24 protein-coding genes are annotated in these 24,747 nt (G+C 62.2%); 17 read left to right on the top strand and 7 right to left on the bottom strand.

Annotated elements, in window-relative coordinates:
• Window positions 1-49: 49 nt before the first annotated feature.
• The 5 genes from ugpQ (at window position 50) to AC1DWZ_RS17845 (ending at window position 5,002) form a co-directional block, all read left to right on the top strand.
• Window positions 50-799: a glycerophosphodiester phosphodiesterase gene (gene ugpQ / locus AC1DWZ_RS17865; protein ID WP_477170284.1), complete on the top strand. Its 750-nt coding sequence runs from the start codon at window positions 50-52 to the stop codon at window positions 797-799.
• A 66-nt stretch (window positions 800-865) separates the two neighbouring features.
• Entirely contained in the window at window positions 866-2,266 is a 1,401-nt protein-coding gene (locus tag AC1DWZ_RS17860) for an NAD(P)H-dependent flavin oxidoreductase (RefSeq protein WP_477170283.1), read from the top strand.
• Between the two features lie 39 nt (window positions 2,267-2,305).
• Window positions 2,306-3,274 (top strand): DMT family transporter, encoded by a 969-nt coding sequence (locus AC1DWZ_RS17855; RefSeq protein WP_477170282.1) that lies wholly within the window; start codon window positions 2,306-2,308, stop codon window positions 3,272-3,274.
• Between the two features lie 35 nt (window positions 3,275-3,309).
• A complete protein-coding gene (locus tag AC1DWZ_RS17850; RefSeq protein ID WP_477170281.1) occupies window positions 3,310-3,888 on the top strand; it encodes a hypothetical protein in 579 nt (192 codons plus the stop codon).
• 109 nt (window positions 3,889-3,997) lie between these two features.
• Entirely contained in the window at window positions 3,998-5,002 is a 1,005-nt protein-coding gene (locus AC1DWZ_RS17845; RefSeq protein WP_477170280.1) for a tetratricopeptide repeat protein, read from the top strand.
• 91 nt (window positions 5,003-5,093) lie between these two features.
• Here the strand turns inward: AC1DWZ_RS17845 and AC1DWZ_RS17840 are convergent, their stop codons facing one another.
• Entirely contained in the window at window positions 5,094-5,795 is a 702-nt protein-coding gene (locus AC1DWZ_RS17840; protein WP_477170279.1) for a queuosine precursor transporter, read from the bottom strand.
• Between the two features lie 148 nt (window positions 5,796-5,943).
• Here AC1DWZ_RS17840 and queA point away from each other — a divergent pair, with 148 nt between their 5' ends.
• The 6 genes from queA to AC1DWZ_RS17810 all read left to right on the top strand — a co-directional run bounded on the left by queA (window position 5,944) and on the right by AC1DWZ_RS17810 (window position 11,753).
• The gene (queA, locus tag AC1DWZ_RS17835; RefSeq protein ID WP_477170278.1) at window positions 5,944-6,984 is read left to right on the top strand and encodes a tRNA preQ1(34) S-adenosylmethionine ribosyltransferase-isomerase QueA; all 1,041 of its coding nucleotides are present in this window, start codon (window positions 5,944-5,946) and stop codon (window positions 6,982-6,984) included.
• Window positions 6,981-8,105 carry a tRNA guanosine(34) transglycosylase Tgt gene (gene tgt, locus AC1DWZ_RS17830; protein ID WP_477170277.1) on the top strand — a complete coding sequence of 375 codons (1,125 nt, stop codon included), beginning with the start codon at window positions 6,981-6,983 and terminating at the stop codon, window positions 8,103-8,105. Before queA ends, tgt begins: the two co-directional genes overlap by 4 nt.
• Before the next feature lie 13 nt (window positions 8,106-8,118).
• Window positions 8,119-8,586, top strand: coding sequence for a preQ(1) synthase (queF, locus tag AC1DWZ_RS17825; protein ID WP_477170276.1), 468 nt, complete (start codon window positions 8,119-8,121; stop codon window positions 8,584-8,586).
• Window positions 8,587-8,737: 151 nt separating this feature from the next.
• Complete coding sequence (locus tag AC1DWZ_RS17820; protein WP_477170275.1) at window positions 8,738-9,028, top strand: GIY-YIG nuclease family protein; 291 nt, start codon at window positions 8,738-8,740, stop codon at window positions 9,026-9,028.
• A gap of 149 nt (window positions 9,029-9,177) precedes the next feature.
• Window positions 9,178-10,314: a tRNA epoxyqueuosine(34) reductase QueG gene (queG, locus tag AC1DWZ_RS17815; RefSeq protein WP_477170274.1), complete on the top strand. Its 1,137-nt coding sequence runs from the start codon at window positions 9,178-9,180 to the stop codon at window positions 10,312-10,314.
• A gap of 191 nt (window positions 10,315-10,505) precedes the next feature.
• Window positions 10,506-11,753 carry a class I SAM-dependent methyltransferase gene (locus AC1DWZ_RS17810; protein WP_477170273.1) on the top strand — a complete coding sequence of 416 codons (1,248 nt, stop codon included), beginning with the start codon at window positions 10,506-10,508 and terminating at the stop codon, window positions 11,751-11,753.
• Window positions 11,754-11,773: 20 nt separating this feature from the next.
• Here the strand turns inward: AC1DWZ_RS17810 and AC1DWZ_RS17805 are convergent, their stop codons facing one another.
• The 3 genes from AC1DWZ_RS17805 to AC1DWZ_RS17795 all read right to left on the bottom strand — a co-directional run bounded on the left by AC1DWZ_RS17805 (window position 11,774) and on the right by AC1DWZ_RS17795 (window position 15,473).
• The gene (locus AC1DWZ_RS17805) at window positions 11,774-13,075 is read right to left on the bottom strand and encodes a GAF domain-containing sensor histidine kinase (RefSeq protein WP_477170272.1); all 1,302 of its coding nucleotides are present in this window, start codon (window positions 13,073-13,075) and stop codon (window positions 11,774-11,776) included.
• A 289-nt stretch (window positions 13,076-13,364) separates the two neighbouring features.
• Window positions 13,365-14,720, bottom strand: a complete 1,356-nt coding sequence (locus tag AC1DWZ_RS17800; RefSeq protein WP_477170271.1) for an ATP-binding protein — start codon at window positions 14,718-14,720, stop codon at window positions 13,365-13,367.
• Window positions 14,721-14,732: 12 nt separating this feature from the next.
• Window positions 14,733-15,473, bottom strand: coding sequence for a response regulator (locus AC1DWZ_RS17795; RefSeq protein WP_477170270.1), 741 nt, complete (start codon window positions 15,471-15,473; stop codon window positions 14,733-14,735).
• Window positions 15,474-15,795: 322 nt separating this feature from the next.
• Between AC1DWZ_RS17795 and AC1DWZ_RS17790 the strand changes: the two genes are divergently transcribed.
• Window positions 15,796-17,355, top strand: coding sequence for a DegQ family serine endoprotease (locus AC1DWZ_RS17790; RefSeq protein WP_477170269.1), 1,560 nt, complete (start codon window positions 15,796-15,798; stop codon window positions 17,353-17,355).
• A gap of 263 nt (window positions 17,356-17,618) precedes the next feature.
• A complete protein-coding gene (locus AC1DWZ_RS17785) occupies window positions 17,619-17,987 on the top strand; it encodes a thiol-disulfide oxidoreductase DCC family protein (protein WP_477170268.1) in 369 nt (122 codons plus the stop codon).
• A 203-nt stretch (window positions 17,988-18,190) separates the two neighbouring features.
• On the opposite strand, the gene AC1DWZ_RS17780 is transcribed toward AC1DWZ_RS17785, so the two are convergent.
• On the bottom strand, window positions 18,191-19,063 hold the full coding sequence (locus AC1DWZ_RS17780; RefSeq protein WP_477170267.1) for a branched-chain amino acid aminotransferase: 873 nt from the start codon (window positions 19,061-19,063) through the stop codon (window positions 18,191-18,193).
• A gap of 100 nt (window positions 19,064-19,163) precedes the next feature.
• Between AC1DWZ_RS17780 and AC1DWZ_RS17775 the strand changes: the two genes are divergently transcribed.
• From AC1DWZ_RS17775 to AC1DWZ_RS17760, 4 genes are all read left to right on the top strand, one after another.
• Window positions 19,164-19,757: a MarR family winged helix-turn-helix transcriptional regulator gene (locus tag AC1DWZ_RS17775; protein ID WP_477170266.1), complete on the top strand. Its 594-nt coding sequence runs from the start codon at window positions 19,164-19,166 to the stop codon at window positions 19,755-19,757.
• 3 nt (window positions 19,758-19,760) lie between these two features.
• Window positions 19,761-20,522 (top strand): response regulator, encoded by a 762-nt coding sequence (locus tag AC1DWZ_RS17770; protein ID WP_477170265.1) that lies wholly within the window; start codon window positions 19,761-19,763, stop codon window positions 20,520-20,522.
• Between the two features lie 3 nt (window positions 20,523-20,525).
• Entirely contained in the window at window positions 20,526-21,881 is a 1,356-nt protein-coding gene (locus AC1DWZ_RS17765; RefSeq protein WP_477170264.1) for an ATP-binding protein, read from the top strand.
• A gap of 184 nt (window positions 21,882-22,065) precedes the next feature.
• Window positions 22,066-22,857 carry a hemerythrin domain-containing protein gene (locus AC1DWZ_RS17760; RefSeq protein ID WP_477170263.1) on the top strand — a complete coding sequence of 264 codons (792 nt, stop codon included), beginning with the start codon at window positions 22,066-22,068 and terminating at the stop codon, window positions 22,855-22,857.
• 10 nt (window positions 22,858-22,867) lie between these two features.
• Here AC1DWZ_RS17760 and AC1DWZ_RS17755 read toward each other — a convergent pair whose 3' ends face one another.
• Entirely contained in the window at window positions 22,868-24,208 is a 1,341-nt protein-coding gene (locus AC1DWZ_RS17755) for a GAF domain-containing protein (protein WP_477170262.1), read from the bottom strand.
• Window positions 24,205-24,720, bottom strand: coding sequence for a hypothetical protein (locus AC1DWZ_RS17750; RefSeq protein WP_477170261.1), 516 nt, complete (start codon window positions 24,718-24,720; stop codon window positions 24,205-24,207). The genes AC1DWZ_RS17755 and AC1DWZ_RS17750 overlap by 4 nt, the downstream gene beginning before the upstream one ends.
• Window positions 24,721-24,747: the final 27 nt, after the last annotated feature.

Here is a 24,747-nt window from a genome sequence, read left to right as displayed (position 1 = left end):
ATGGCTTTTGGCCATCATCCCCGCTCTTCGCTTCTGATATATTAGCCCGATGCCAATACCGACGCTTTCCCTGCCACGGGTGATCGGCCATCGGGGTGCCGCCGAAGCGGCCCCGGAGAACACCCTGGCCAGCTTCCGCGAGGCCAAGCGCCAAGGCGCCGCCTGGGTCGAATTCGACGCCAAGCTGTCGGCCGACAACCGTGCCTTTCTCCTTCATGACGATAATCTCGACCGCACCAGCAACGCCACGGGTCCGGCGCGGGCGCTGACCTATGACGAGCTCCGCGTGCTCGATTCGGGTAGCTGGAAGGGTCCGCAATTCGCTGGCGAGAAGATGCCGCTGCTGGCTGAGGCGCTGAAGCTCTTTGCGCAGGAAGATATCCAGTTCAACCTGGAACTGAAGCCCTGCCCGGGCCGGGCGCGCGATACGGCCATTATCGTCCTCGACGAACTCAAGCATCTGTGGCCACAAGCCAAGCCCAAGCCGCTCGTCTCCAGCTTCGTGCTGGAATGCCTGGAAATCGCCCGCGACCAGGCGCCGGAATTCCCGCGCGGCCTGCTGTTCGAGGAACATCCGGCCAATTGGCTGGACCTGGCCCAGAATTTGAAAGTGGCCACGGTCAATATCTGGGACCGTGACGCGACCCCGGAATGGGCCGCTGAAATCAAGGCTGAAGGTTACGGCCTTCTGGTCTATACCGTTAACGATGCCGCCCGCGCCAAGCAGCTGATCAGCTGGGGTGTGGACGGTGTGTTTACCGATGCGCCGGCGCGCATCTTGGCTGCCGTCGCACAATAATTATATAAGTATGGATGCTGCTTCCCACCAGGGCATTGGGACGGGGGCGGCGAGCGGGAGGCTCGGGTGAAATCATTGCAGCCGTTGATCATTTCGGGACGCGAAGTCCTGCCGCTTATCGAAGGCGGCAAGGGCATTTCGGTGTCGAACGGGCAATCCTCCGGCGCCTGGGCCCTGGCCGGCGGCGTCGGCACCTTCTCCGGCGTCAATGCCGATTCCTATGACGAGAACGGCAAGCCGATCCCGCAGCTTTATCACGGCAAGACGCGCCGCGACCGCCATGAGGAACTGCTCAATTACGCGATCAAGGGCGGCATCGCCCAGGCGCGCATCGCTCATGATTGCATGGGTGGCAATGGCCGCCTGCACATGAACGTGCTGTGGGAGATGGCGGGCGCCGAGCGCGTGCTGCACGGTGTTCTCGAAGGGGCGAAGGGCCTCATCCACGGCGTCACCTGCGGCGCCGGCATGCCCTACCGCATCGCCGAAATCTGCGCGCAATATGGCATCCATTATTACCCGATCGTCTCCTCGGCCCGCGCCTTCCGTGCCTTGTGGAAGCGCGCCTATCACAAATTCCAGGATCTCCTGGGCGGTGTCGTCTACGAAGATCCGTGGCTGGCCGGCGGCCATAACGGCCTTTCCAACAGCGAAGACCCCAACGAGCCGCAGGCGCCCTATGAGCGCGTGCGCGAACTGCGCAACACCATGCGCGACGAATGCGGTCTTGGCCAAACGCCGATCATCATGGCGGGCGGCGTCTGGTACCTGCGCGAATGGGAAAACTGGATCGGCAATCCGGAACTGGGCCCGATCGCCTTCCAGTTCGGTACGCGTCCGCTGCTCACCCAGGAAAGCCCGATCTCGGACGCCTGGAAGCGCCGCCTGGTGACCTTGAAGGCAGGCGATGTGTTCCTCAACCGCTTCAGCCCGACCGGTTTCTATTCGTCGGCGGTCAACAATGATTTCATCCAGGAACTGCGCCAGCGTTCGGAACATCAGGTCGCCTATTCGCAGCACAAGGTCGGCGAACATGAATGGGCGTTTGCCGTGGGTGCGCGCGGCCGTCTGGTGTACCTGACCGCAGCTGACAAATTGCGCGCGGAGCAATGGGTGGCCCAGGGCTTCACCGAAACCCTGCGCACGCCGGAATCGACGTTGATTTTCGTCACGCGCGAAAAGGCCGACGAGATCTTGAAGGACCAGATCGACTGCATGGGCTGCCTCTCCGCCTGTGCGTTCTCGAACTGGGCGCAGAACGAGGCCGGCACCACCGGCCACAAGGCCGACCCCCGGAGCTTCTGCATCCAGAAGACGCTTCAGGAGATCAGCCATTCCGACAAGATCGAAGACCAGCTGATGTTCGCCGGCAACAAGGCCTATCGCTTCTCCGACGACCCGTTCTACTCGAACGGCTTCGTGCCCACGGTGAAGCAGCTGGTCGAACGCCTGGTGACGGGTGATTGATTAACGGGCGATTGATTTTCTCCTGCGCGGGTTGATGTCATGAACGCACCACTCGCGCCTGCTTATCTCAAGCCAGCGCGCCTCAAGCATTGGCAGGCCCTGGCGCTCATCGCCTCGCTGTCGCTGATCTGGGGCTATAATTGGGTGATGATGAAAACGGCGGTGATGTATGCACCGCCGTTTGCTTTTGCGGCGATCCGCTTCCTCGGCGGCAGCATCGTCCTCATGACCACGTTCAAGCTGATGGGACGATCCCTGCATTTTCGGGCACTCTTGCCGCGCTGGCGCATCGTCGTGCTCATCGGCGCCCTGCAGACGGCGCTCTGTTTCGGCCTCGTGACCTGGGCGCTCTCGACCGGGACGGCCGGGCGCAGTGCCGTCCTCAACTACACCATGCCGCTCTGGGTCCTGGTCTTCTCGGTGCTACTGCTCAAGGAACGTGTCCCGCGTGCTCAATGGTGGGCGGCGGGCCTCGCCCTCATCGGCATCGTGCTGATCTCGGCGGCTGGCGGAAAGTCCGGGTCACTGCCCGCCGTCATGCTGGCGCTGGGGGCTGGCCTCACCTGGGGCCTCGGCGTGGTCGTCACCAAGCGCGCGACGCGCGACGGCGCCATGGACAATCTGGCGCTCACAGCCTGGCAGATGCTGGCTGGCGCCATCATGCTGTGCATCGTGGCGCTCATCGTGCCGGAGGCGCCCATCAATTGGACGCCGGGCTTCATCACGGCACTCCTCTACAATATCGGCCCGGCAACGCCCTTGGCCTATGTCATCTGGTTCACGCTCCTCAACCGGTTGGATGCGGGCCTGGCCTCGCTCGGCATTCTGCTGACACCACTTCTGGGGCTTCTTCTCTCAACCCTACAATTGGGTGAGCGGCCGGGGCTTGTCGAAGGGGTGGGGATGGGGCTTATCCTGGTGGCGATTGCAGGCCTTGGCTGGGTCAGCAGCCGGCAGGCCCGGGCTCGGCAGATGGGGGCCAGGCAGTTGGGGCAGCACCTCGACTGAAGATTGTCCGCGCAAAGGGGACGCGCATCGTGGGAATGAGGGGAAAGCGGGGGCGGACTCTGCGCAGCGCTGTGTTGCTGGCCGTGCTGTTCTGCCCGCTGCTCCGCCCAACCACCGTACGGGCCGAAGACCCGCCGACCCTCTCCAGCCTTGAAGCGGCAGCGCAGGCGGATTTCATCGCCGGCCAATATGGTCTCGCCGATGAAAATATCCGTGCCGCCATTGCCCTGGCCACCAACGATGATTTCAACCGCCTGGCGCTGCTCCAGGGGCTGATCGCGACACGCATGGGCAGCGATGGGCGCAGCCTGCTGGGTGCCGCCACAGGTGCCCATGAGAGCCATGAATGGCCACGGCCGATCATCGCCTATCTGCTGGGCGAGCAGAAATTGCAGGAGGTGGCCGACGGCGAGCGCCATTCCGGCAACAATGCCGAAATCCAGCGCCAGCATATCTGTGAGCTGGCATTCTATGCCGGTGCCTTCGCTGCGGCGGACGGGCAGGCAAAGTTCGCCCAGGCCCTCCTGGAAAAGGCCAGCAAGACCTGCAACCGCGATGACCCGGTCCAGGCGATGACCAAGGCCGAAATGGCCCTCATGGCGGCGCAGCCATAACATCCGCCGGCTGCTCTATAAATTTTAAAAATTGTATAAGTTTCGTATTTACAACCTACGGGCATTGTTCTTAGAATGGAACATAAGATGAACAATTGAGGCAATGGACATGCGGCCGGCAAACATCAAGGACGACAGCAAGGACGATGCAGAGATCAACAGCGGCCAGGCATGCGGCCTTGCTCGGGGCGATGGGGCGTCGCGGCGGTTCATTGCCTCTGTCATGACCATTTCGACCGCGGACGACATGCTGGCCGATGGCGATGTCGACGGGGGCATCGCCGCCTATCGCAAAGCCATCGAGATCTGCCCACCCTGCGCCGAGCGCGCCGATTTCCAGCTGCTGCTGGGCAGCATCCTGTTTGAGCAGGGCGATGCCGCGGCGGCCGCGACCGAACTCCGCACAGGGTATGAGGGCGGCTGCACCTATGGCAACGAAGCCTTGCGGCGGCTTGCCTTTGCGTATGCGGCACAGGGCGATTTCACGGCGGCGCGGCAGGAGATGGCGGAGGCGCTGGAGGCAGGAGAAGATCCGGCTTTCGTGATCCAGGCCCAGATCATCTTCGCCTTGGCCGTCGGTGGTCTTGAGGAGGCGTTGGCCGTTGCCACATCTCCTGCCGATCTTGGCAATGCGCAGACGGAATATCGCTGTCGCCTCGCGTTGGCGCGCGCCGAATTACATCGCCTCGCCGGCAATCGTGCTGCCACCTTGGCGGAGCTGGAACTGGTGGCGGAACTGGCACGGCAAGATGCCTTGGATGCGGAACAGGCGCTCTGGCTGGCCGTTCTCGACCGGCATTTCGGTCGGACGGAATCAAGGCCGTGCGCGGCGGCTGCCTTTGCGGCGGAGCCAGGTCATTGGGCGGCGCTAGCCTGGAAGATTCTCGGCGGCGATGGGGTGCGCGCCGATCTCGAACATCACCTTCAGAACATGACCTGGACGACACGCGCGGAGACTCTTGCGATCTTCGATCGCTTCACCGGTCTGGCGGCGGAGGCGGCAGGCAATATCGCTGCCGCACGCGCCGCTTATGAACGCGCTCGCGCAGTGCCGTTTACACAATGGTGCATCGACTATCACCTAGCAGGGATGGCGCTACAGCGGCTGGGTTAGGGTGATCGGAGAAAGATCGCGAAATTTCTGCATCGAAGCATGGATGGTCGTCGGCAGAAAGTACGCCGTACAAACCGACGACGACCGACCTCTACTCCCTGACAGCGAACGGGCTGAAATGGGTGTTGGTGTCGTAGACGTCGATGCCTTCGGCGCGCTTCAGCTTGTTCACGATGAGATAGGTGAAGGGTGTCGCCAGCGTTTCGTAGCCGACCTTGAACAGCCACTGATTGATGATGATCGCGAACAGCAGCTCGTTCGGCCAATCGCCATAGAAGGCGATGGTGAGGAAGATCGCCGTGTCGCAGGCCTGGCCGAACACGGTGGAACCAATGGTGCGGGCCCAGAGATATTTGCCCTTGGTCCAGATCTTCATCTTGGCGAGGATGTAGGAATTGACGAACTCGCCCACGAGATAGGCGGCAAAGGAGGCGGCAAGGATGCGCGACTGGGACCCGAGGATCGCTTCATAGGCCGGCTGGTCCGCCCAGCTGGGATCGGCCGGCAAAGCCTGGCCCAGCGTGATGGCGCCCACCGCGAAGAGGTTGCAGCCAAAGCCGATCCAGATCGCGCGCCGTGCCTTCGCGTAGCCATAGACCTCAGTGAGCACGTCGCCCAGGATATAGGTGATCGGGAAGATGAGATCCGCCGCCTGCAGCGAATAGCCGAAGATGTTGATCGCCTTCACCGCGATGACGTTGGAAATCAGCAAATCGGTGACGAAGAGGGCTACCACCACCACGAACAGGGTGGAATGGCGGCCGAGCGGCTGGTTATGGGCGGATCCGGTCATGATCAAACTCTAGCATAAAAGGGGGAATTTCCGGGGTTATAGCCCCCACCCGGCCCCCCGCCAAGCGGCGATTTCACTCAACTGTATAGCGGTTATGACGCGGTGATTTAGGTGGCGGGCGGGGCCATCGCTGGCTAAAACCGGCGCCATGCGCCTCTCGGATTTCGACTTCGACCTCCCCCCGGACCGGATCGCCCTCCACCCTGTGGAGCCGCGCGATGCCGCACGGTTGCTTCATGTCCGGGGCGGCGGCCTTGACGACAGGATCGTGCGCGATCTTCCCCAAATCCTGCGCCCGGGCGATGTCCTGGTCTCGAACGACACCAAGGTGATCCCGGCCCAGCTCGAGGGACGACGCAAGGATGCCAGGATCGAGGTGACGCTGCTGACCGCCGAAAACGGGTCAGAAACCGTCCGCTGGTGGGCCTTCGCCCGGCCGGGGAAGAAGCTCAAAATCGGCGACCGGGTCGATTTTGCCGCCGATTTCGGGGCTGTGGTGGTGAGGAAGGCCGAGGACGGACAGGTATTGCTCGATTTCGGCCCGGACCCTGCGGCCTTTACCGAAAAGCTCAGCCACCATGGCTGGATGCCGCTCCCGCCTTATATCCGCAAGAGCCGCGCTGTCGAACGCCGGGACGACCAGGACTACCAGACGATCTTTGCCGAGCGTGACGGGGCTGTGGCCGCACCCACGGCGGGCCTCCATTTCACGGCCGATCTGCTGGCGGCCCTCGGCGCCAAGGGGATCGAGCAGCAGCGCGTGACGCTCCATGTGGGTGCAGGCACCTTCCTGCCGGTGAAAGTCGACGATGTCAGCCAACACAAGATGCATGCCGAATATGGCGAGATTGGTGCAGCGACCGCCGATGCCATCAACCGTGCCAAGGCGGAAGGCCGGCGCATCGTTGCCGTAGGCACGACCTCGCTGCGGCTCCTCGAAAGTGCGGCACTACAGGGCCAGCTTTTGCCCTTTGCGGCAGCCACCGATATCTTCATCACGCCCGGATTCAATTTTCAGATTGTCGATCTGCTCATGACCAATTTCCACCTGCCGAAATCGACCCTGTTCATGCTGGTCTCGGCCTTCGCCGGTGCGAGCCGCATGCGCAGCGCCTATGACCATGCCATCGCCAAAGACTATCGCTTCTTCTCCTATGGCGATGCGAGCCTGTTGGAGCGCGCGGCATGAGCGGCAAGTTTGATCTCATCACCACCGACGGCAAGGCGCGGCGCGGGCGCATCCACACGGCGCATGGCATCGTCAACACGCCGGCCTTCATGCCCGTGGGCACCGCCGGTACCGTGAAGGCGATGCTGCCGGAATCGGTGAAGGCGACGGGGGCCGAGATCGTGCTCGGCAATACCTATCATCTGATGCTGCGGCCGGGTGCCGAGCGCGTCGCGAGCTTCGGCGGTCTCCATAAATTCATGAACTGGCCGGGCCCGATCCTCACCGACAGCGGCGGTTTCCAGGCGATGAGCCTGTCGGATCTGCGCAAGATCAACGAGCAGGGCTGCGAGTTCCGTTCGCATATCGACGGGTCGAAGCACATGCTGACGCCAGAACGCTCGATCGAGATCCAGGACCTCCTCGATTCCAACATCACCATGGTGCTGGATGAATGCACCTCGTTCCCGGCGACACCGGACGAGGCTGCCAACTCCATGCGCCGCTCGATGCGCTGGGCGGAACGCTGCCGTGCCGCGTTCCGCGACCGGGACGGCTATCTGCTGTTCGGCATCGTGCAGGGTGGCATCTATCCGCATCTGCGGGAGGAATCGGCCAAGGCACTCGTCGATATCGGCTTCGACGGCTATGCGATTGGTGGCCTTGCCATCGGCGAAGGCCAGCAGCAGATGTTCTCTGTGCTCGACTACACGCCGGAATTCCTGCCCGCCGACAAGCCACGTTATCTCATGGGCGTCGGGCGCCCCAGCGATCTGGTGGGGGCTGTCGCCCGCGGCATCGACATGTTCGATTGCGTGATGCCGACGCGTTCGGGCCGCACAGGTCTTGCGCATACGCGCTATGGCGACCTCAACATGCGCAATGCGCGCCATGCGACCGACGACCGGCCGATCGACCCCTTGTGCACATGCCCGGCCTGCAGTTCGTACGTACGCGGCTATATCCATCATCTGATGAAGACCAAGGAAATCCTGGGGGCGATGCTGCTCACCTGGCACAATCTCCATTATTATCAGGAACTGATGCAGGGCATGCGTAACGCCATTGAGCAAGGCGGCCTGCAGGCTTTCATCCGTGAGTTTGGCCGGCAGCAGGAACTGGGCGACATCCCGGCAGCTTGAAGGAGCATCCATCATGGCCAAGAAAACAGTCTATCGCGACCTCACCCAGCTTGGCGCCAAGGTCGAGACCGCCCCGTCCCCGGAAGCTGCGGTGCTGGAGCGCGTGCCCAACCCGCATCCCGGCACAATCTACGTCGCGCGCTATACGGCACCGGAATTCACCTGCCTCTGCCCCGTGACGGGCCAGCCGGATTTTGCCCATCTGGTCATCGACTATGTGCCGGACAAATGGCTGGTGGAATCGAAATCGCTGAAACTCTATCTGACCTCGTTCCGCAACCATGGCGGTTTCCACGAAGGCACCACGATCGATATCGCCAAGCGTTTCATCGCGGTCGCCAAGCCCATATGGCTGCGCATCGGCGGCTATTGGTATCCGCGTGGCGGCATTCCCATCGACGTGTTCTTCGAACAGGGCAAGCGGCCGAAAGATCTGTTCCTGCCCGACCAGGCTGTCGCCTCCTACCGCGGCCGCGGCTGAGTCCGTTTTTTTCTTTCTTGTCATGCCCCGCGAAAATGGTTCGCCGGATGAATGGATCCCCGCTTGTGCGAGGATGACATCTCTCTTTCTCCTTGTCATGGCCCGCGAAAGCGGGCCATCCATGGATCCGAGCACTCGGTGGGGCGCTTAGATGTCCTATGCTTGGGTCTATATCATGGCCAGCGCGCCTTACGGTACGCTTTACGTCGGCGTCACGAGTGACCTTGTCCGTCGCGCCTGGGAGCATCGCAGCGACGCGCTGCCTGGGTTTACCAGGCGATATGGAGTCAAAAGCCTCGTCTACTTTGAGGGACATGATGATATCAATGCCGCGATCCAGCGAGAGAAGCGGCTCAAGAAATGGCAACGGGACTGGAAGATCGAGCTGATCGAGCGGAATAATCCGCATTGGAGCGATCTTTATGATTCGCTGATCAAATGAATGTTGTTGATCGCGTTCGCCGGATGAATGGATCCCCGCTTACGCGGGGATGACATCTCTCTTTCTCCTTGTCATGGCCCGCGAAAGTGGGCCATGACAAGGACTAGAAGGCTGGAGACCGGCATGGCTGAAAGAGTGCAAGCGGGCTTATGACAGCTGTCCACGATTTGGCCGAGATCAAAGCCACCATCCGCGCCCGGGCGCTGGCGGTCGGCTTCGATGCCGTCGGCTTTGCCCCGGCGAACCTTGCTCCGGAGGCGCGGGAGCATCTGCAGACCTTCCTGGCACAAGGTCGCCACGGCGATATGGGCTGGATGGTCGAGAAGGCCGACCGTCGCGGTGATCCCAAGACATTATGGCCGGGTGCTGAAAGCGTCATCGTCCTTGGCCAGAATTACGGGCCCGATCTCGATCCGCTGGCTGTTCTGGCACAGCCGGACCGCGGCGGCATCTCGGTCTATGCGCGGCACCGCGACTATCATGATGTGGTGAAGAAGCGGCTGAAGGAACTTGGCCGCTGGATCGCCGAGACCTACCAGGTCGAAATCAAGGTATTCGTCGACACGGCCCCCGTGATGGAAAAGCCATTGGCGGCGCAGGGCGGGATTGGCTGGCAGGGGAAGCATACCAACCTGGTCTCGCGTGAGCTGGGGTCCTGGCTGTTCCTGGGCGAGATCTTTGTGGCCTTCGACCTGCCACCGGATGCGCCGGAAGAAGATCATTGCGGCCAGTGCCAGCGCTGCCTCGACATCTGCCCGACCAAGGCCTTCCCGGCGCCCTACCAGTTGGATGCGCGGCGCTGCATTTCCTATCTCACCATCGAACATGCCGGTCCCATTCCGCACGAGCTCAGGCCGCTCATGGGGAACCGCATCTATGGCTGCGACGATTGCCTCAGCGTCTGCCCGTGGAACAAGTTCGCGCAGGCAACCGACCACGCGCCGCTCATCGCGCGCGCTGACCTCACCGCACCGCGTCTGGCTGACCTTGCCAGGCTGGACGATACCGGCTTCCGCGCCCTTTTTTCCGGCTCCCCGGTGAAACGCATCGGCCGCGACCGCTTCATCCGCAACGTCCTCATCGCCATCGGCAATAGCGGGCGGGGGGAACTTTTGGAGGTCGTCGAGGGTTTATTACTGGACGTGGCACCGGTCGTACGTGGTGCCGCTGTGTGGGCCCTCTGCCGTCTTGCTCCCGCGTCAGCAAAGGCGCGGCACAGCGATGCTGTGATACGCGAGGCCGATCCGGTCGTCCGTGCCGAATGGCATGCTGCTACAATGCTTTGAGCAATTTACAGTAGTTCCAATATAGTCGTGATCCCTTTGTTGCGGCGCAACCATTCGATATCAGCCTTGCCGATAAAGCAGGGCTGAAAGCTTCGTCGGCAATTGACGAGGCAAAGATTTCTTACCTATCCTTAACCAAGATGACGGTGTCGGAACCGGGATGGGAAGCCGACAGGAACAGGGGGTGGGCGATGTTTGCCAGACTCTTGCGCGCCGGAATCAAGTCCGGCCATATCGCGCTCATTGATCATCAAGGCCGCCGCCAGGATTTTGGCAGTGGCGAGCCTTCCGTGACGTTACGCATGCATGACCCGGCGCTGAAATGGCAGCTCGGCGTCAATCCATGGCTGAAGGTCGGCGAAGCCTTTATGGATGGCACGCTCACCGTCGAAGACGGCACGCTCTACGACTTCATCGACATCGCCATGAAGAACACCAACGCCTTGCTCGGGGCGAAGACGCAGAAGCTGGTCGATGTGCTGAATCACACGCTGCGCTGGCTGCACCAGCATAATCCGGTTGGCACCGCGCAACAGCATGTGGCGCATCATTATGATCTCAGCCGCAAACTGTTTGAGCTCTTTCTTGACGAGAGCATGCAATATTCCTGCGCCTATTTCCCGCACGCCAAGGCCAGCCTGGCCGAAGCGCAGCAGGCCAAGATGCGCCACATCGCCTCGAAGCTTTTGTTGAAGCCCGGGCAGCGCCTGCTCGATATCGGCTGCGGCTGGGGTGGCCTTGGCATCTATCTCGCCAAGACCGCCGGCGTGAAGGTCACTGGCGTCACCCTCTCGAAGGAGCAGCACGAGATCGCCGTCTCGCGGGTGAAGGCCGCGGGGCTGGAGGCCGAGGTCGAGTTCAAGCTGCAGGATTATCGCCTGGAGCCCGGCCGCTTCGATCGCATTGTCTCCGTGGGCATGTTCGAGCATGTGGGCCTCAAGCACTTCCCTGAATTCTTCCAGAAGGTCGAGGAATTGCTGGTGCCGGGCGGTGTCGCCTTGCTGCATGCCATCGGCCGGCGGGATGGGCCTGGCCACACCAATCCCTGGTTGCGGAAGTACATCTTCCCAGGCGGCTATTCCCCGGCCTTGTCCGAAGTGTTGCCGGTGGTCGAAAAGACCGGGCTGTGGGTCACCGATATCGAGATCCTGCGGCTCCATTACGCAGAGACGATCAGGCATTGGCGCGTCAATTTTGCCCGCAATCGCGACGCAATCGCAAAGCTTTATGACGAGCGTTTCTGCCGCATGTGGGAGTTCTATCTGGTCGGCAGCGAGCTCTCCTTCCGCTACGACCACAACATGGTATTCCAGATGCAGCTCAGCCGCGGCATTGACGCCGTGCCGGTCACTCGCGACTACATGTTCGATTGGGAGCGGGTGGAAGCGGCGCGGCCGAAGGCCAAGATCGTCTGGGATAACGGCCAGGCTGCTGAATAGGCCAGATCAACCCGGCCAGATCAACCTGGGCCGTGCTGGCCAACGCGCAGCACGGCTTCTTCAGGCAGGCTGATGGTGATCGTGGTGCCCCGGCCGAGTTCGCTTGCGATCTCCAAGCTGCCATTGTGCCCCTTGATCAGCTCGCGGCTGATATAGAGGCCAAGGCCGGTGCCGCCATATTTCCGGCTATAGGCCGTTTCGCCGGACCGGAAGGGTTGGCCGAGGTCCCGCAGGATGTCGGGAGCGATGCCGGGACCGGTGTCGATGACCTGCAGGCGCAGACCCGGCGCCGTGCAATCCATGGTGATGGTGATCCGGCCCTCCGGCGGCGTGAACTTTGCAGCATTGCCGACGATGTTGAGGATGACCTGCCGAAAAGCCCGCATGTCGACCAGGATGTCGGGGCACTCGAGCTTGAGGGCGATGTTGATATCCGCCGCCTCCGGAAAGGCGTGGCGCACGATCTCGACCTGCTCAGCGACCAGGGCCGGCACATTGCAGCGCTGGCGGTTGAGGCGCGAGGTGCCTGATTCAATGCGCGCCACGTCCAGGATATCGTTGATGAGATCAAGGAGCTGCTTGCCGCTGCGATTGATGTCGCGGGCATATTCGCGGGTCTTGTCCATATCCAGCTGCAGCCGGTCGATGGCCTCGGAAAAACCTAAGATGGCGTTGAGCGGCGTGCGCAGCTCATGGCTCATATTGGCCAGGAATTCCGACTTGGCGCGGCTCGCTGCTTCTGCCTTCTCCTTCTCGGCGATGAGAGCCTCATCGAGCAGCTTGCGCTGGATGGCGATGGCCGCAGAAGCGGCGAGGCGCCAGGCGATGTCCAGCTCGCGCTGCGTCGGACGATAGACGGTCCGGCGATAGGTGGCGAAGGTGCCGAGAATGGCGCCGCCCTTCGATTTCAAGGGGATCGACCAGCAGGCGCGCAAGCCGTGCGCGCCGGCGAGGTCCTTATAGTCGGTCCAGAGCGGGTCGGTCTCGATATCCTCGACAATCACCGCTTCGCCGGTGAAGGCCGCCGTGCCGCAGGACCCCACGGCGGGCCCGATTGCAGCACCGTCGATTGCTTCGGAATAATCCTTGGGCAGGGACGATGCCGCCCCGTGGGCCAAATGCTTGCCATCGGATGACAGCAACAGGACCGAACACAATGCGCCATCCAGCACCTGCTCCATGGTGTGGCAGGCCAGATCGAGAATGTCCCCAAGGGGCTGGCCATCGACAATTGCGCGTAAGATCAGCTGCTCGGCGTCCTTGAGCGCTTCTTCCTGCCTGCGCTCCGCCATCAGCTCGATGAGCTCGCTGTTCGATGCCATGTCCCTGCCGTCCCAATTGCACCCATTCCAACGGAGCCCGGCATACGGATATTTGAAACTGGCCGGGAAGCTGGTGGGGCCGTTCTTATTTTTTTGATAGCCTCGTCGTGGCAGGTTCGATCTTGCAACGAACCCGACGCGCCTTGCCATTCTCTAGTTGCAGAACTGACTAAAGCAAGCGGCCGCTCTCAACAAGTGCGGTGAATGGTGAATAAAACGTAAATCGGGTGTGTCCGGTATTAACACATGCCAATTTGCCGCCACTGCCCAACATTACTCAGGCCCAATCTTACTCGGGCAAGGTGACACGTGCAGTGAGGCCGGCAACTTTGCCTTCGTTATTTATACGGTTGTTCAATTCAATCTCGCCACCATGGGCAAGAATGGCGCTGCGTGCGATGGCAAGGCCAAGGCCCGTACCACCGGAATCGCGATTGCGTGACGCTTCGATGCGATAGAAGGGACGATAGACGCGCTCCATCTCGGTCTCCGGGATGCCGGGACCGCGATCGTCGATGCGGATTTCGAAGCGGTCATTGCCCTGCGGATCTTTCTGGCGCGCAACGGTGACAATGGCTTCGTCGCCATATTTGACGGCGTTGTCGATCAGATTGGCAATGGCACGTTTCAAGGCCAGCGGCTGCGCGCGGATTTCCCAGGGGCCGGTGCCGGCGACGCTGAGGCGCATCAATGATTGATGTTCGCCGGCCTCCTTGACCAGGGCGCGGAGGTCGAGCATCTCACGCGGCTCCGGATTGCCTTCCTCGCGCGCGAAGGCGAGGGTGGAGCCGATCATCGCCTCCATCTCGGCCAGATCCTTCAGCATCTTGACCCGCGTTTCGTCATCTTCCATCAGTTCGGCGCGCAGGCGCAGCCTTGTGATGGGCGTCTTCAGATCGTGGGAAATGGCGGCGATCATCTGCAGCCGGTCTTCGATCAGCCTGCCGATCCGGGCCTGCATCTTGTTGAAGGCATTGGCGGCGCGCCTGACCTCACCGACACCTGTTTCCGGCAATTGCTGCGCGGCCCCGGAGCGGCCAAGGGCTTCTGCCGCCAGCGTCAGGCGTTCGAGCGGCCGCATCAGGCGCAGGAGCGCATAAAGGCACAGGCCCAGCACAGCCACCACGGAGCCCGCCGTGAGGCCGAGCAGTTCCGGCGACGCCCAGGGCAGGCTGGCCACCATCGGGAATTCGAAGTTGAGCCAGGTACCGTCGATCAGGCTGATGGCGACCCGTACCGGCATGAGGTCGGCTGCCCGTTCCTTCTCGCTGGGCTGGCCGGCACCAATGCGGATCTCCTTCCAGGTGATGCCTTTCAGGCGGTCGGCAATGGCGCCGCCCAACGGCGTCAGTTCGCGTGGCGAGGCGATGTTGGTGACCAGTGGCTGATCGGAGACCCGGGCATTGAGCGAGGGGCCGCTCATGGCATCGGCGACACCCCGGCGCAGGACCGGCGAGGTGTGATCGAGGAAGACCGCCAGGGCAGCGATGCGCTCTGCCGCCCGCTGATCCTCGAGATGGAGGAGTACTTCGTTGCGGCTGAGATTGTGGAGCAGCATGGTGACGGTCTGGCTGGCCAGGATCCCCGTCACCAGGATCAGCAGCAGCCAGGCCAGAATACTGTCGGGAATGAAGCGGCGGGTCATGCCCAGATCTTATTAAACATTGCCGGTTTCCCGCGACACTTTGGTGGCGAACATATAGCCGCCACCCCGCACGGTGGTGATGAATTTGGGCTGCGCCGGGTCAAGCTCGATCTTGCGCCGCAGGCGACCGATCTGCACGTCGATGCTGCGGTCGAAGGGCTGTGCCGTCCGTCCCTTGGTGAGGTCGAGCAGCTGGTCGCGCGAGAGCACGCGCTGCGGCCGTTCGGCGAGTGCCACGAGGAGGTCGAACTCGCCGGTCGACAGCTCGACATCACCCGTAGGCCCGGTCACCCGCCGGCCCGAGAGGTCGATACGCCAGGTGTCGAACACCAGCGCCTGGCCACCATCGCCGCCGACCGGCAGGTCGCCGCCCCGCCGCAGGACGGCACGGATGCGGGCCAGCAATTCCCGCGGGCTGAAGGGCTTGGGCAGATAATCGTCGGCGCCCATTTCCAGGCCGATGATGCGGTCGGTCTCTTCGCCGGCGGCGGTCAGCATGATGATCGGGATGCGGGCGATGCCGGCCTGCTTTTCGGCGCGTAGCTGGGCACAGAGCTGCAAGCCGGTCTCGCCGGGCATCATCAGGTCAAGGACGATGAGGTCGATCTTGGCATCGCCGAGCTGCCGGCGCATCTCGCGCCCCTCGGCCGCCTGGCTGCAACGAAAGCCATGCTTTTCGAGGAAGCGGGACAGCAGGTCGCGAATCTCGCGATCATCGTCGACAATCAGGATATGGGGCGTTTTCTCGGTCATTCGGTCACGGTTGCTCGCTGATGGGTCCTGCGCACCGGTCATAGATGAATCGCACTGGGATGAATCGTACTGGGATCGCGATCGTCCATGACATTGCAATCGTCCGGGTTGGGCGCAAGGCCATTCTTTTCCGCTTCTTAGCAGGATCGCCCAGCTATTTGGTAACGGATTGTAACAGCCGGGGCTCCTGTTGCAATTCGTTGCCAAATAGCCTGCGGCCGGACATGGCGCTGTGACAGGGGTGGAACAATATCCAATGCAACGCGCCGCCCAATGCCTGTCCTGACGAACCTTCTGGGCCGGCCGCATTTTGGAGAAAGAAATGTCCAATACCGTTCCTGAGAATGCCCCGAAGGGCCTCACCGCAACTCAATCTGGAACCGGTCGCAGCCGATTGTTCGCCACGGTCGGCCGTGCCGCCTTGCTGCTGGGTGCGCTGGCCTTCATTCCCCCCGTCCTGAGCCTTGCCCATGTTGCCGAGGCGAAAGCGGACCAGTTGACGTCGGACCAGGCACGGCCGGCGAGCTTTGCGGATCTGGCTGCCAAAGTCACCCCGGCTGTCGTCAACATTTCCTCCTCGCGCAAGGTGGCTGAGAGCGACGGGCAGGACATGCCAGCCTTTCCCGAAGGTTCGCCGTTCGAGCAATTCTTCAAACAGTTCGAGGAACGCCAGGGTGGCCACAAGCAGATGCACAAAGCCATGTCGCTGGGTTCCGGTTTTGTGATCGATCCGGCCGGCTATGTCGTGACCAACAATCACGTGATCGAGGAATCGACGGACATCACCGTGACGCTTGCTGACGGCACCGAATATCCGGCCAAGCTCATCGGTACCGATCCCAAGACCGATCTTGCCTTGCTCAAGGTTGCGCCGAAGAAGCCGCTCACCGCGGTTGCCTGGGGCGATTCCGACAAGGCACGGGTCGGCGATTGGGTCATGGCCGTTGGCAATCCCTTCGGCCTCGGCGGTTCGGTCACCACAGGCATCGTCTCGGCCCGCAGCCGCGACATCCATGAAGGCCCGTTCGATGATTTCCTGCAGATTGACGCCGCGATCAACCAGGGCAATTCCGGTGGCCCGACCTTCGACATGAGCGGCAATGTGGTCGGCATCAACACAGCGATCGTGTCGCCGTCCGGCGGTTCCGTCGGCATTGGCTTTGCGATCCCCAGCAATCTTGCCAAGACGGTGGTCGCCGAACTGCGCGAGAAAGGCTCAATCGAACGCGGTTGGCTGGGTGTCGAAATCCAGCAGGTGACGCCGGACCTTGCCAAGGGCCTTGGCCTCGACGAACCCAAGGGCGCCCTCGTCGCCAACATTGATCCGACCAGCCCGGCTGCGAAGGCCGATCTGAAGCCCGGCGACGTGGTCTTGAGCTTCAACGGCACCAAGGTGATGGAGATGCGGGACCTGCCGCGCCTGGTCGCCAGCGCCGATCCCGGGTCGAAAGCGACCCTCGACGTGCTGCGCGCCGGTCATGAGAAAGAGATTAGCGTCGAGATCGGCAAGCTGAAGGCCGAAGCCGTCGCCAGCAACGACAATGACCAGAGCGGTGGTGACGACAATGGCAACGGCGTTGAAAGCAGCGTGCTGGGTGCCCGGTTGGCGGCGCTCACACCGGAAGCGCGCTCTGCCTTCAACCTCGATGACAAGACCAAAGGTGTCGTCATTGTCGATCTCTCGGACGACTCGCCCTTGAGCGATCAGGGGCTGAAGCCCGGCGATGTGATCGAGCGGATCGGCGACAGTGCCGTCACCGAACCGGCGCAGATCACGCGCCTGGCCGAGGCTGCCAAGAAAAGCGACCAGCCGATCCTGTTGATGCAGGTCAGCCGTGACGGCCGCGATCACTTCATCGCCGTCAATCTGAAGCAGGCCTAAGAGTTAGAGAATCCAAGAGTTAAAGGCCGGGTGCTGTCACCGCCCCTGTCCCCGCAGGATTTTGCCTCCTGCAGCGGCGCCCGGCCTGGCCGACGTTGGTATCCCATCCCCCACCGACGTCGGCCGCCCCCTTTTCTGAATGACCTCGACCTGAACACCTCTATCGTTCCCTCCAACTGAAGCGGGGTGCTACATGCTGTAGCACCCCATTTTTTTGCCGCCATGCTAGGATCGACGCCAGGTGATTGGGGCGAGAGGTGATCTTGGCCAAGCTCGAAATCTTCTACAACAGCGCCTGCCCGGTTTGTGCTGCCGGCATCGACAGCCAGCGCCAGCGCATGGCGGATCTTCCCGCAGATACGGCTTGGAAAGACATCGCGGCCGACAATGAATTGGTATGCGAGATCGGCGCCGATCTCGACAAGGTACGCCACAGCCTGCATGTGCGCGACGAAACCGGGATCGTCCATGTCGGTGCCGACGCGATCGCCCGGCTGATGCAGGAAACGCCGGGCCAGAAATGGCTCGGCCGCCTGATGATGTGGCGGCCTTTGCGGCCGGCGTCGCGCTGGCTCTATGACCGGTTTGCTGACCAGCTGTTTGCGTGGAACAGACGGCATGGCCGGTGGTGAGAATAGAGCCCTCTCTCCCTAACCCTCCCCCACGTTGGGGGGAGGGAATTCCGGCCAGCTTGAACGCGATCGTCGACATATCCTCGATAGAGTCCCCTCCCCCCTACGTGGGGGAGGGTTAGGGAGAGGGGGCTTTTTGCTGCATAAAAAAAAACGCGGGAGTTTTGCTCCCGCGTTTTTTCCGCATGCGATGAACTGAACGCCTACGCGCCCACTTCCTTCAGATAGTCTTCGCGCATCTGGCGGGTGATCGGGCCGACCTTGAACTTGTATTCGCTGATCTCGCCCACTGGTGTCACTTCGGCGGCGGAGCCGACCAGGAAGACTTCGTCGGTCTTGGCCAGTTCCTCCGGCTGGATCGCGCGCTCGACGACCTTGATCTGGCGGCGCTGGGCCAGCTCGATCACGGTCTGGCGGGTGAGGCCATTCAAGAAGCAATCGGGCTTGGGCGTGTGCAGCTCGCCATTCTGGACCAGGAACACGTTGGCGCCGGTGGCCTCGGCCAGCAGGCCGCGATAGTCCAGCATCATGGCATCCTGATAGCCTTCGCGTTCTGCCTCATGCTTCGAAATGGTGCAGATCTGGTAGAGGCCGGACGCCTTGGCGGCGACGGGCGCCGTGTCCGGGGCCGGGCGCTTGTATTTGGCCCATTTCAGGCGGATGCCGTTGGCCAGCAGTTCCGGCGAGAAATAGGACGGCCATTCCCAGGCTGCGATGGCGAGATGGATGCTGTTCTTCTGGGCCGAGACGCCCATCATCTCGCTACCGCGCCAGGCGATGGCGCGGATATAGCAATTCTGGAATCCGGTGCGCTTCACCAGCTCGGTCTTGGCAGCTTCGATCGCATCCACCGAAAAGGGGATGGTATAACCGACGATCTCGGCCGATTTATGCAGGCGCTCGGTATGGGCCCGGGATTTGAACACCTTGCCGTTATAGGATCGTTCGCCTTCGAACACGGCTGAGGCATAATGGAGGGCGTGGGTCAGGACATGCAGCTTCGCTTCCCGCCAGGGAATGAACTTGCCGTCCATCCAGATTTCGCCATCACGATCGTCGAAAGGCACCAGGCTCATGAATTCCTCCATTCGGCTTCTCATCGGGTTATAAAGGAACCCGGAATGACGTCGTTTTAAAATATTCAATCAGATAAGTCAACAAGACTGACATAAAATCATGGCGGACCTGAAATCAGTACCTAACCCCCTGTTTCTGCGGGACGATGAGCTCCGGCAGGGAATCGAGCTGTTGTTTTTCGGGTACCGCGACTTTACAGCGCGGGCCGATCAGACCCTGGCGGCCTACGATTTCGGCCGTGCGCATCACCGGGTGATCTATTTCGTCGGGCGCAATCCGGGCATGACGGTTTCCGACCTGCTCGACATCCTCAAGATCACCAAGCAGAGCCTCTCCCGCGTGCTTTCCCAATTGGTGCGGGAGGGTTTCATCGTCCAGCGGCCGGGTACCACGGACCGCCGGCAGCGGCTCCTCAGCCTCACCGACAAGGGGGCGGAGCTGGAACGGCGCCTGACCGAGGACCAGCGTGCCCTGGTTGCCCGCGCCTATAAGGCGGCCGGCGCCGAGGCGGTCGAGGGGTTCAAGAAGGTCCTGCTCGGCCTCATCAACGAGGAAGACCGCGATCGCTTCCGTGCCCAGACGCTGGGGCAAGGCCCGTCCGGCGGGTCGTCAGGGCCTTTGCCGGGGTCCGGATCCAGTTCTGGCAATGCTGGTTCAGGTAATTCTGGTCCGGGCAATTCCGGGTCACGCTAGATCATGTCTGCGCCCGCTGCCAATGTCTCGGCCGTTCACATCCTGGTCGTCGATGATGACAAGCGCCTGCGCGATCTCATCGCGCGCTATCTGGGCGAGCAGGGTTTCCGGGTGACCGTTGCGACCAATGCGGCGGAGGCGCGGGCGAAGCTCAAAAGCATCGCCTTCGACCTCCTCGTGCTCGACATCATGATGCCGGGGGAAAGCGGGCTCGACCTCACCCGGTCGCTCCGTACCGACAGCACCGTGCCGATCCTGCTGCTCACCGCCATGGGCGAGGTGCAGGACCGTATTGCCGGACTTGAGACCGGCGCTGATGACTATCTCGGCAAGCCGTTCGAACCCAAGGAACTGGTGCTGCGCATCAATGCGATCCTCAAACGCGCCCAGCCGCGCACGCCGGTCGTGGCACCTGCCGCCGGGACCGTCCGCTTTGGCGTCTTTGCCTTCGAGATCGAGCGGCGGCGGCTCTACAAGGATGGTGACATCGTGCATCTGACCGAGGCGGAGAGCGATCTTCTCCATCTGCTGGCGCGTCGCGCCGGTCAGCCGGTCAGCCGCGACGAACTCCTGTCGCGCACCAACGCCATTGCCGACAGCGACGACGCCACGGACGGTCCAGACAACAATGTGATCGAAGTCGGCGCCTCGCGCCTCATCGATGTGCAGATGACACGGCTGCGCCGCAAGATCGAGGATGATCCGCGCTTCCCGCGCTATCTGCAGACGGTGCGCGGCATCGGCTATGTCCTGCGGCCGGATTAATTCATGAAAGTGCTGTTACAGGAATGGCTGGTGGCGATCGAGCGCATGCTGCCGCGGTCGCTGTTAGGCCGGTCGATCCTTATTATCGTGACGCCCATTGTGCTGTTGCAGGTCATTTCCGCCTGGGTGTTCTACGACAGCCATTGGAACACGGTCACCAAGCGCCTGGCGCAATCGGTGGCGGGTGAAATCGGTGCGGTGACGCGGTTGATGCCGCGCAGCGGGACGGCGCCTTCGGACAGTGAAGTGGCGATCAACACCTTGTTCGAGACGGCAAAGAACGACATGGGTTTGACCCTGGTGTTCAAGCCGGGCGAGATCCTGCCCAACGATCCCACCATCATGCGTCAAAATCTTGTCGACCGGCAGCTTGCCAGGGCGCTCGAGGATCTGGTGCAGCGGCCCTTCATCATCGATAGCCGGAGCCTGGAAAAATACATCGAGATCCATGTGCAGCTGGCCGACGGTGTACTCCATGTCGTTGTCCTGCGGCGACGCCTCTTTAGTTCCACGACCTATGTGTTCCTGCTGTGGATGGTTGGCACGTCGCTGGCCTTGCTGGCGGTCGCTACCCTGTTCATGCGCAACCAGGTGAAGCCGATCAAGCGCCTGGCGCAAGCCGCCGACGATTTCGGCAAGGGGCGCGAGGTCGAGGATTTCCGCATCGAGGGTGCCACCGAAGTGGCGCTGGCCGGGCAGGCGTTCAACCAGATGCGCAACCGCATCCGCCGCCAGATCGTGCAGCGGACGGAAATGCTGGCCGGTGTCAGCCATGACCTGCGCACGCCCTTGACGCGCATGAAGCTGCAGCTCGCCATGATGGGCGACGGTGGCGATATCGGCGACCTCAAGAAGGACGTCGCTGACATGGAGCGCATGATCGGCGCCTATCTCGCCTTCGCGCGCGGCGAGGGCATGGAGCAGCCGACACCCACCAACCTCGCTGAAGTGGTGGCCGATGTCGCCGGTGGCGCCAGGCGGCAGGGCGCGCAGATTGCTCTCACCCTGCCCGATCGCAGCGTCGTGGTGCCTTTGCGGCGCGATGCCTTCCGCCGTGCCCTCGACAATGTCATCGGCAATGCGCATCGCTACGCGGGTACCATTGGCGTCACCATGGCACTGCGGCCGCGCCATGTCGAAGTGATGGTCGACGATGACGGACCGGGCATCCCGGCCGACAGCCGCGAGGATGTGTTCAAGCCGTTCTTCCGCCTGGAGCAATCGCGCAACCAGGAAACCGGCGGCACGGGCCTTGGCCTCACCATCGCCCGCGACATCATCCGCGGCCATGGCGGCGATCTGGTGCTGTCGGAGGCACCTGGCGGTGGCCTGCGGGCCGTGCTGCGCCTACCGCTTTAGCGGCGATTGCAGTTGCCGCTTTGGCGGCGATAGTGATGCGCATCACGCTGAATCGGGCATTTAGGGAAAAGTTACGATTCCGCTAGCGGGAAATTAGCATGTGTCCGCGCCTTGGCGGCGGCATGTTCGCGTCACGACCGCATGCCACGAGATGCGGTCCCCGCAACCACGCAAGGACAATGACATGCCCAGCCGTTCCGCTGCCGATGCCAAGAATTTCCCCAATGTGCCGCCCTATCAGCCGCGCCCGGTCGCAGCGGCCGTGCCATCGCGGCACTTCATCGCCAACATGGCGGTTGCCAACGACACGGCGCCGCAGGCTGAGACGCAACGCCGCGAGATCTATCACCTGGTCCATAAGGGCCTGCGCGCTGCGATGAGCGAGGCGCTTGTGAGCCTTGGCCGCGTTGATCTTGCAGCACCCGACAGCGCCTTGGCAGCCGTTGCCGAGCTGCTGCAGATGTGTGCTGAACATCTGGATCACGAGAACAACTTCCTGCACACGGCAATGGAAAAAGTCCAGCCGGGGTCGGCACAGCGCTGTGCCAGCGACCATGCGCATCATGTGAAGACGATCGGCGACCTGCAAGCGCGTCTTGCTGAAGCGCGGGAGGTGGCAGGCCCCGCTCGTGAGCGGGCGCTTAAGGTGCTCTACCGCCTGCTGGCCATCTTCGTCGCTGAAAATTTCGAACATATGGAGATCGAGGAGAGCACCAACACCGACCTGCTCTGGGCGCATTATTCGGATGCCGACATTCTGGCGATCGAGCACCAGATTCACGCCCATATCAAGCCGGAACGCATGATGACCTGGTTGCGTTGGATCCTGCCGAACGTCACCCGCCAGCAGCGCGCGCTGATGATGACGGGCATGCAGGCCGGCATGCCGCCGGAACTGTTCGGTGCGGTACTCGAGATGGTGAAGCCGCATCTCACGGAACAGGAGCGTGCGACCCTGGCGTTGGACCTCGCTTGATGTGAGGCCGTCAGCCCTCCGCTTCGACCAATCGCACGGGACGGCTGAGGTTGAGGCGGAAGCGGCCGCGGCCAGCCTTGTCGAGTGCCAGATGTTTGTGGCGCTCGGCAAGGCGCCGCCGCAGCAGAATGAGGCGCGCTTCCAGATTTTCCGAGAATGCCGGCAGGCGGATCTGCGGCGACAGGCGGAGTTCCTTGTTGCTGAATTCGCAGCGACCACTGCGCGCATGCTCGCCGAGCAGGAACCACAGGATGGCGCCAGCAACGCCCTTGATGACATATTCATCGTCGATGAAGACGCTGTCATCGGCCGGATAATGGCGGATGGTGAGGGGCGCCCCTGTTTCCGGTAGAGTCTTGACGCTCGCTGGTGCCGGCAGCTCTTCGCTGTCGGCCGGCAGTTGCCGGATCACCGCCGCCACCGCGGTACCGAGGATCATCAGCGTATCTTCCTCGTCATAGCCGAAGCGCCCGGCCTCCGGGCTTTCGGCATAGATCACCCCCAGAAGTTCCTTGTCATCAAGGATCGGGACGGCGATCTGGCTGCCGCTGTCGGGCAGGCCAGGCAGGGGAATTTCGGTTTCCAGCTGCGATGCCATGGGGCTGGCCCGCAGCGCATCGCGGATCGCGCGGCCATAAAGATATTCGCGCGTCGCATGGGTGATGCGGATGGGCGTGCGTTCGCGCGCCGCCACGCCGATGACGCCTTGCCCGGGCAGGATCTCGGCACCGACGCCGGATTCCGGATAGCCCTGGCTTGCCACGGTATAGAGACGGTCACAGGCCGTGTCGGCCATCAGCAGCATGACATGGGGTAGGCGGAACTCAGTACCAAGGTTGCTGAGCAAGGTCGCCACCAGGCTGTCAAGATCTCGGCAGGCGCTGAGACGCGGCAGCGTGTTGCGGAGTGCGGTGAGCAATGGCACTGGCTGCGGCGGCAGCGGCAGCACGTCGCCACGCACGATTTCGGCACCGTTCACAAAATAGATGTCAGCACCCAGCAGCCGGAAGATGCCGGACATGCCTTCATGGGAGGCGATACCGGCAAGTTTCGCGCGCATGGTCTCGAACAGCGGCCCCTCCAATTCGGTGCGCAGATATTGGAGGCGCAGCCGGTACTGGGCACAGGTCTCCGGGTGCTTCAGCAGCACCGTGGCAAAGGGGTTGGCAAGGATGTTGGCGCGCGTCTTGCTGAAGAACTGGTAGGAGATGGCGACATGATCGGCGTCGACATAATGAACGTCAGAAATGACGCTGACGTTGGGCACCCCTTGGGCATCGCAGGTGGCGATCTCCGACGGTATCGCGCCTTCAAGGCTGGCACGCAGGTTGGTGAGGGCGATGGCTGTCATTGGGCGCTCCCAGCCGGCGTGTTCCCAGCCTGTGCGTTTTCTGGCAGCTTGGCACCGGCACCTGGTCCTGGTGTCTGCTGAAAGATCTCGTGCGGCGTGAAGGTCACAGTCACGAAATCGGCGCGCGACGGTATGCTGAAATAGCCGTGGGCCAGGGGATTGGGATAGCCGAGGGCCAGCAATTCATCGGAGATGATGCGGTAATGCGCGGTGCGCTCAACGGCATCGGCTTCGTCGAACTCCACAATGCGTGCGTCATGGCCCTTGATCTGCAGCGAGCGAAAGCTGCGGACGTTGCTGTAGACGGTGGCCACTTCGCCATTGCCGGCAATGTCTGCCAGCACCTGGCGGGCTTCATCGCGCAAGACGAAGAGGCGCAGCGCCTCACCGTCTGCCACGACGCGGCAGCCATAGGCGTGGGCGACGCTCGGCCGCAATGCGGCATCACGACCGGCGATAGAGATGGCGACAGGCCCGGCCAGCAAGGCCAGGACGGCAGGATCGAAGGGCATGGATTTATGACCAGGAAGTTGTCCCTG

The organism is Dongia sp. P2_B8 (assembly GCF_056404715.1).
The sequence above is the reverse complement of the archived record's forward strand: the minus strand, read 5'-3'. Positions and strand labels throughout refer to the sequence as shown.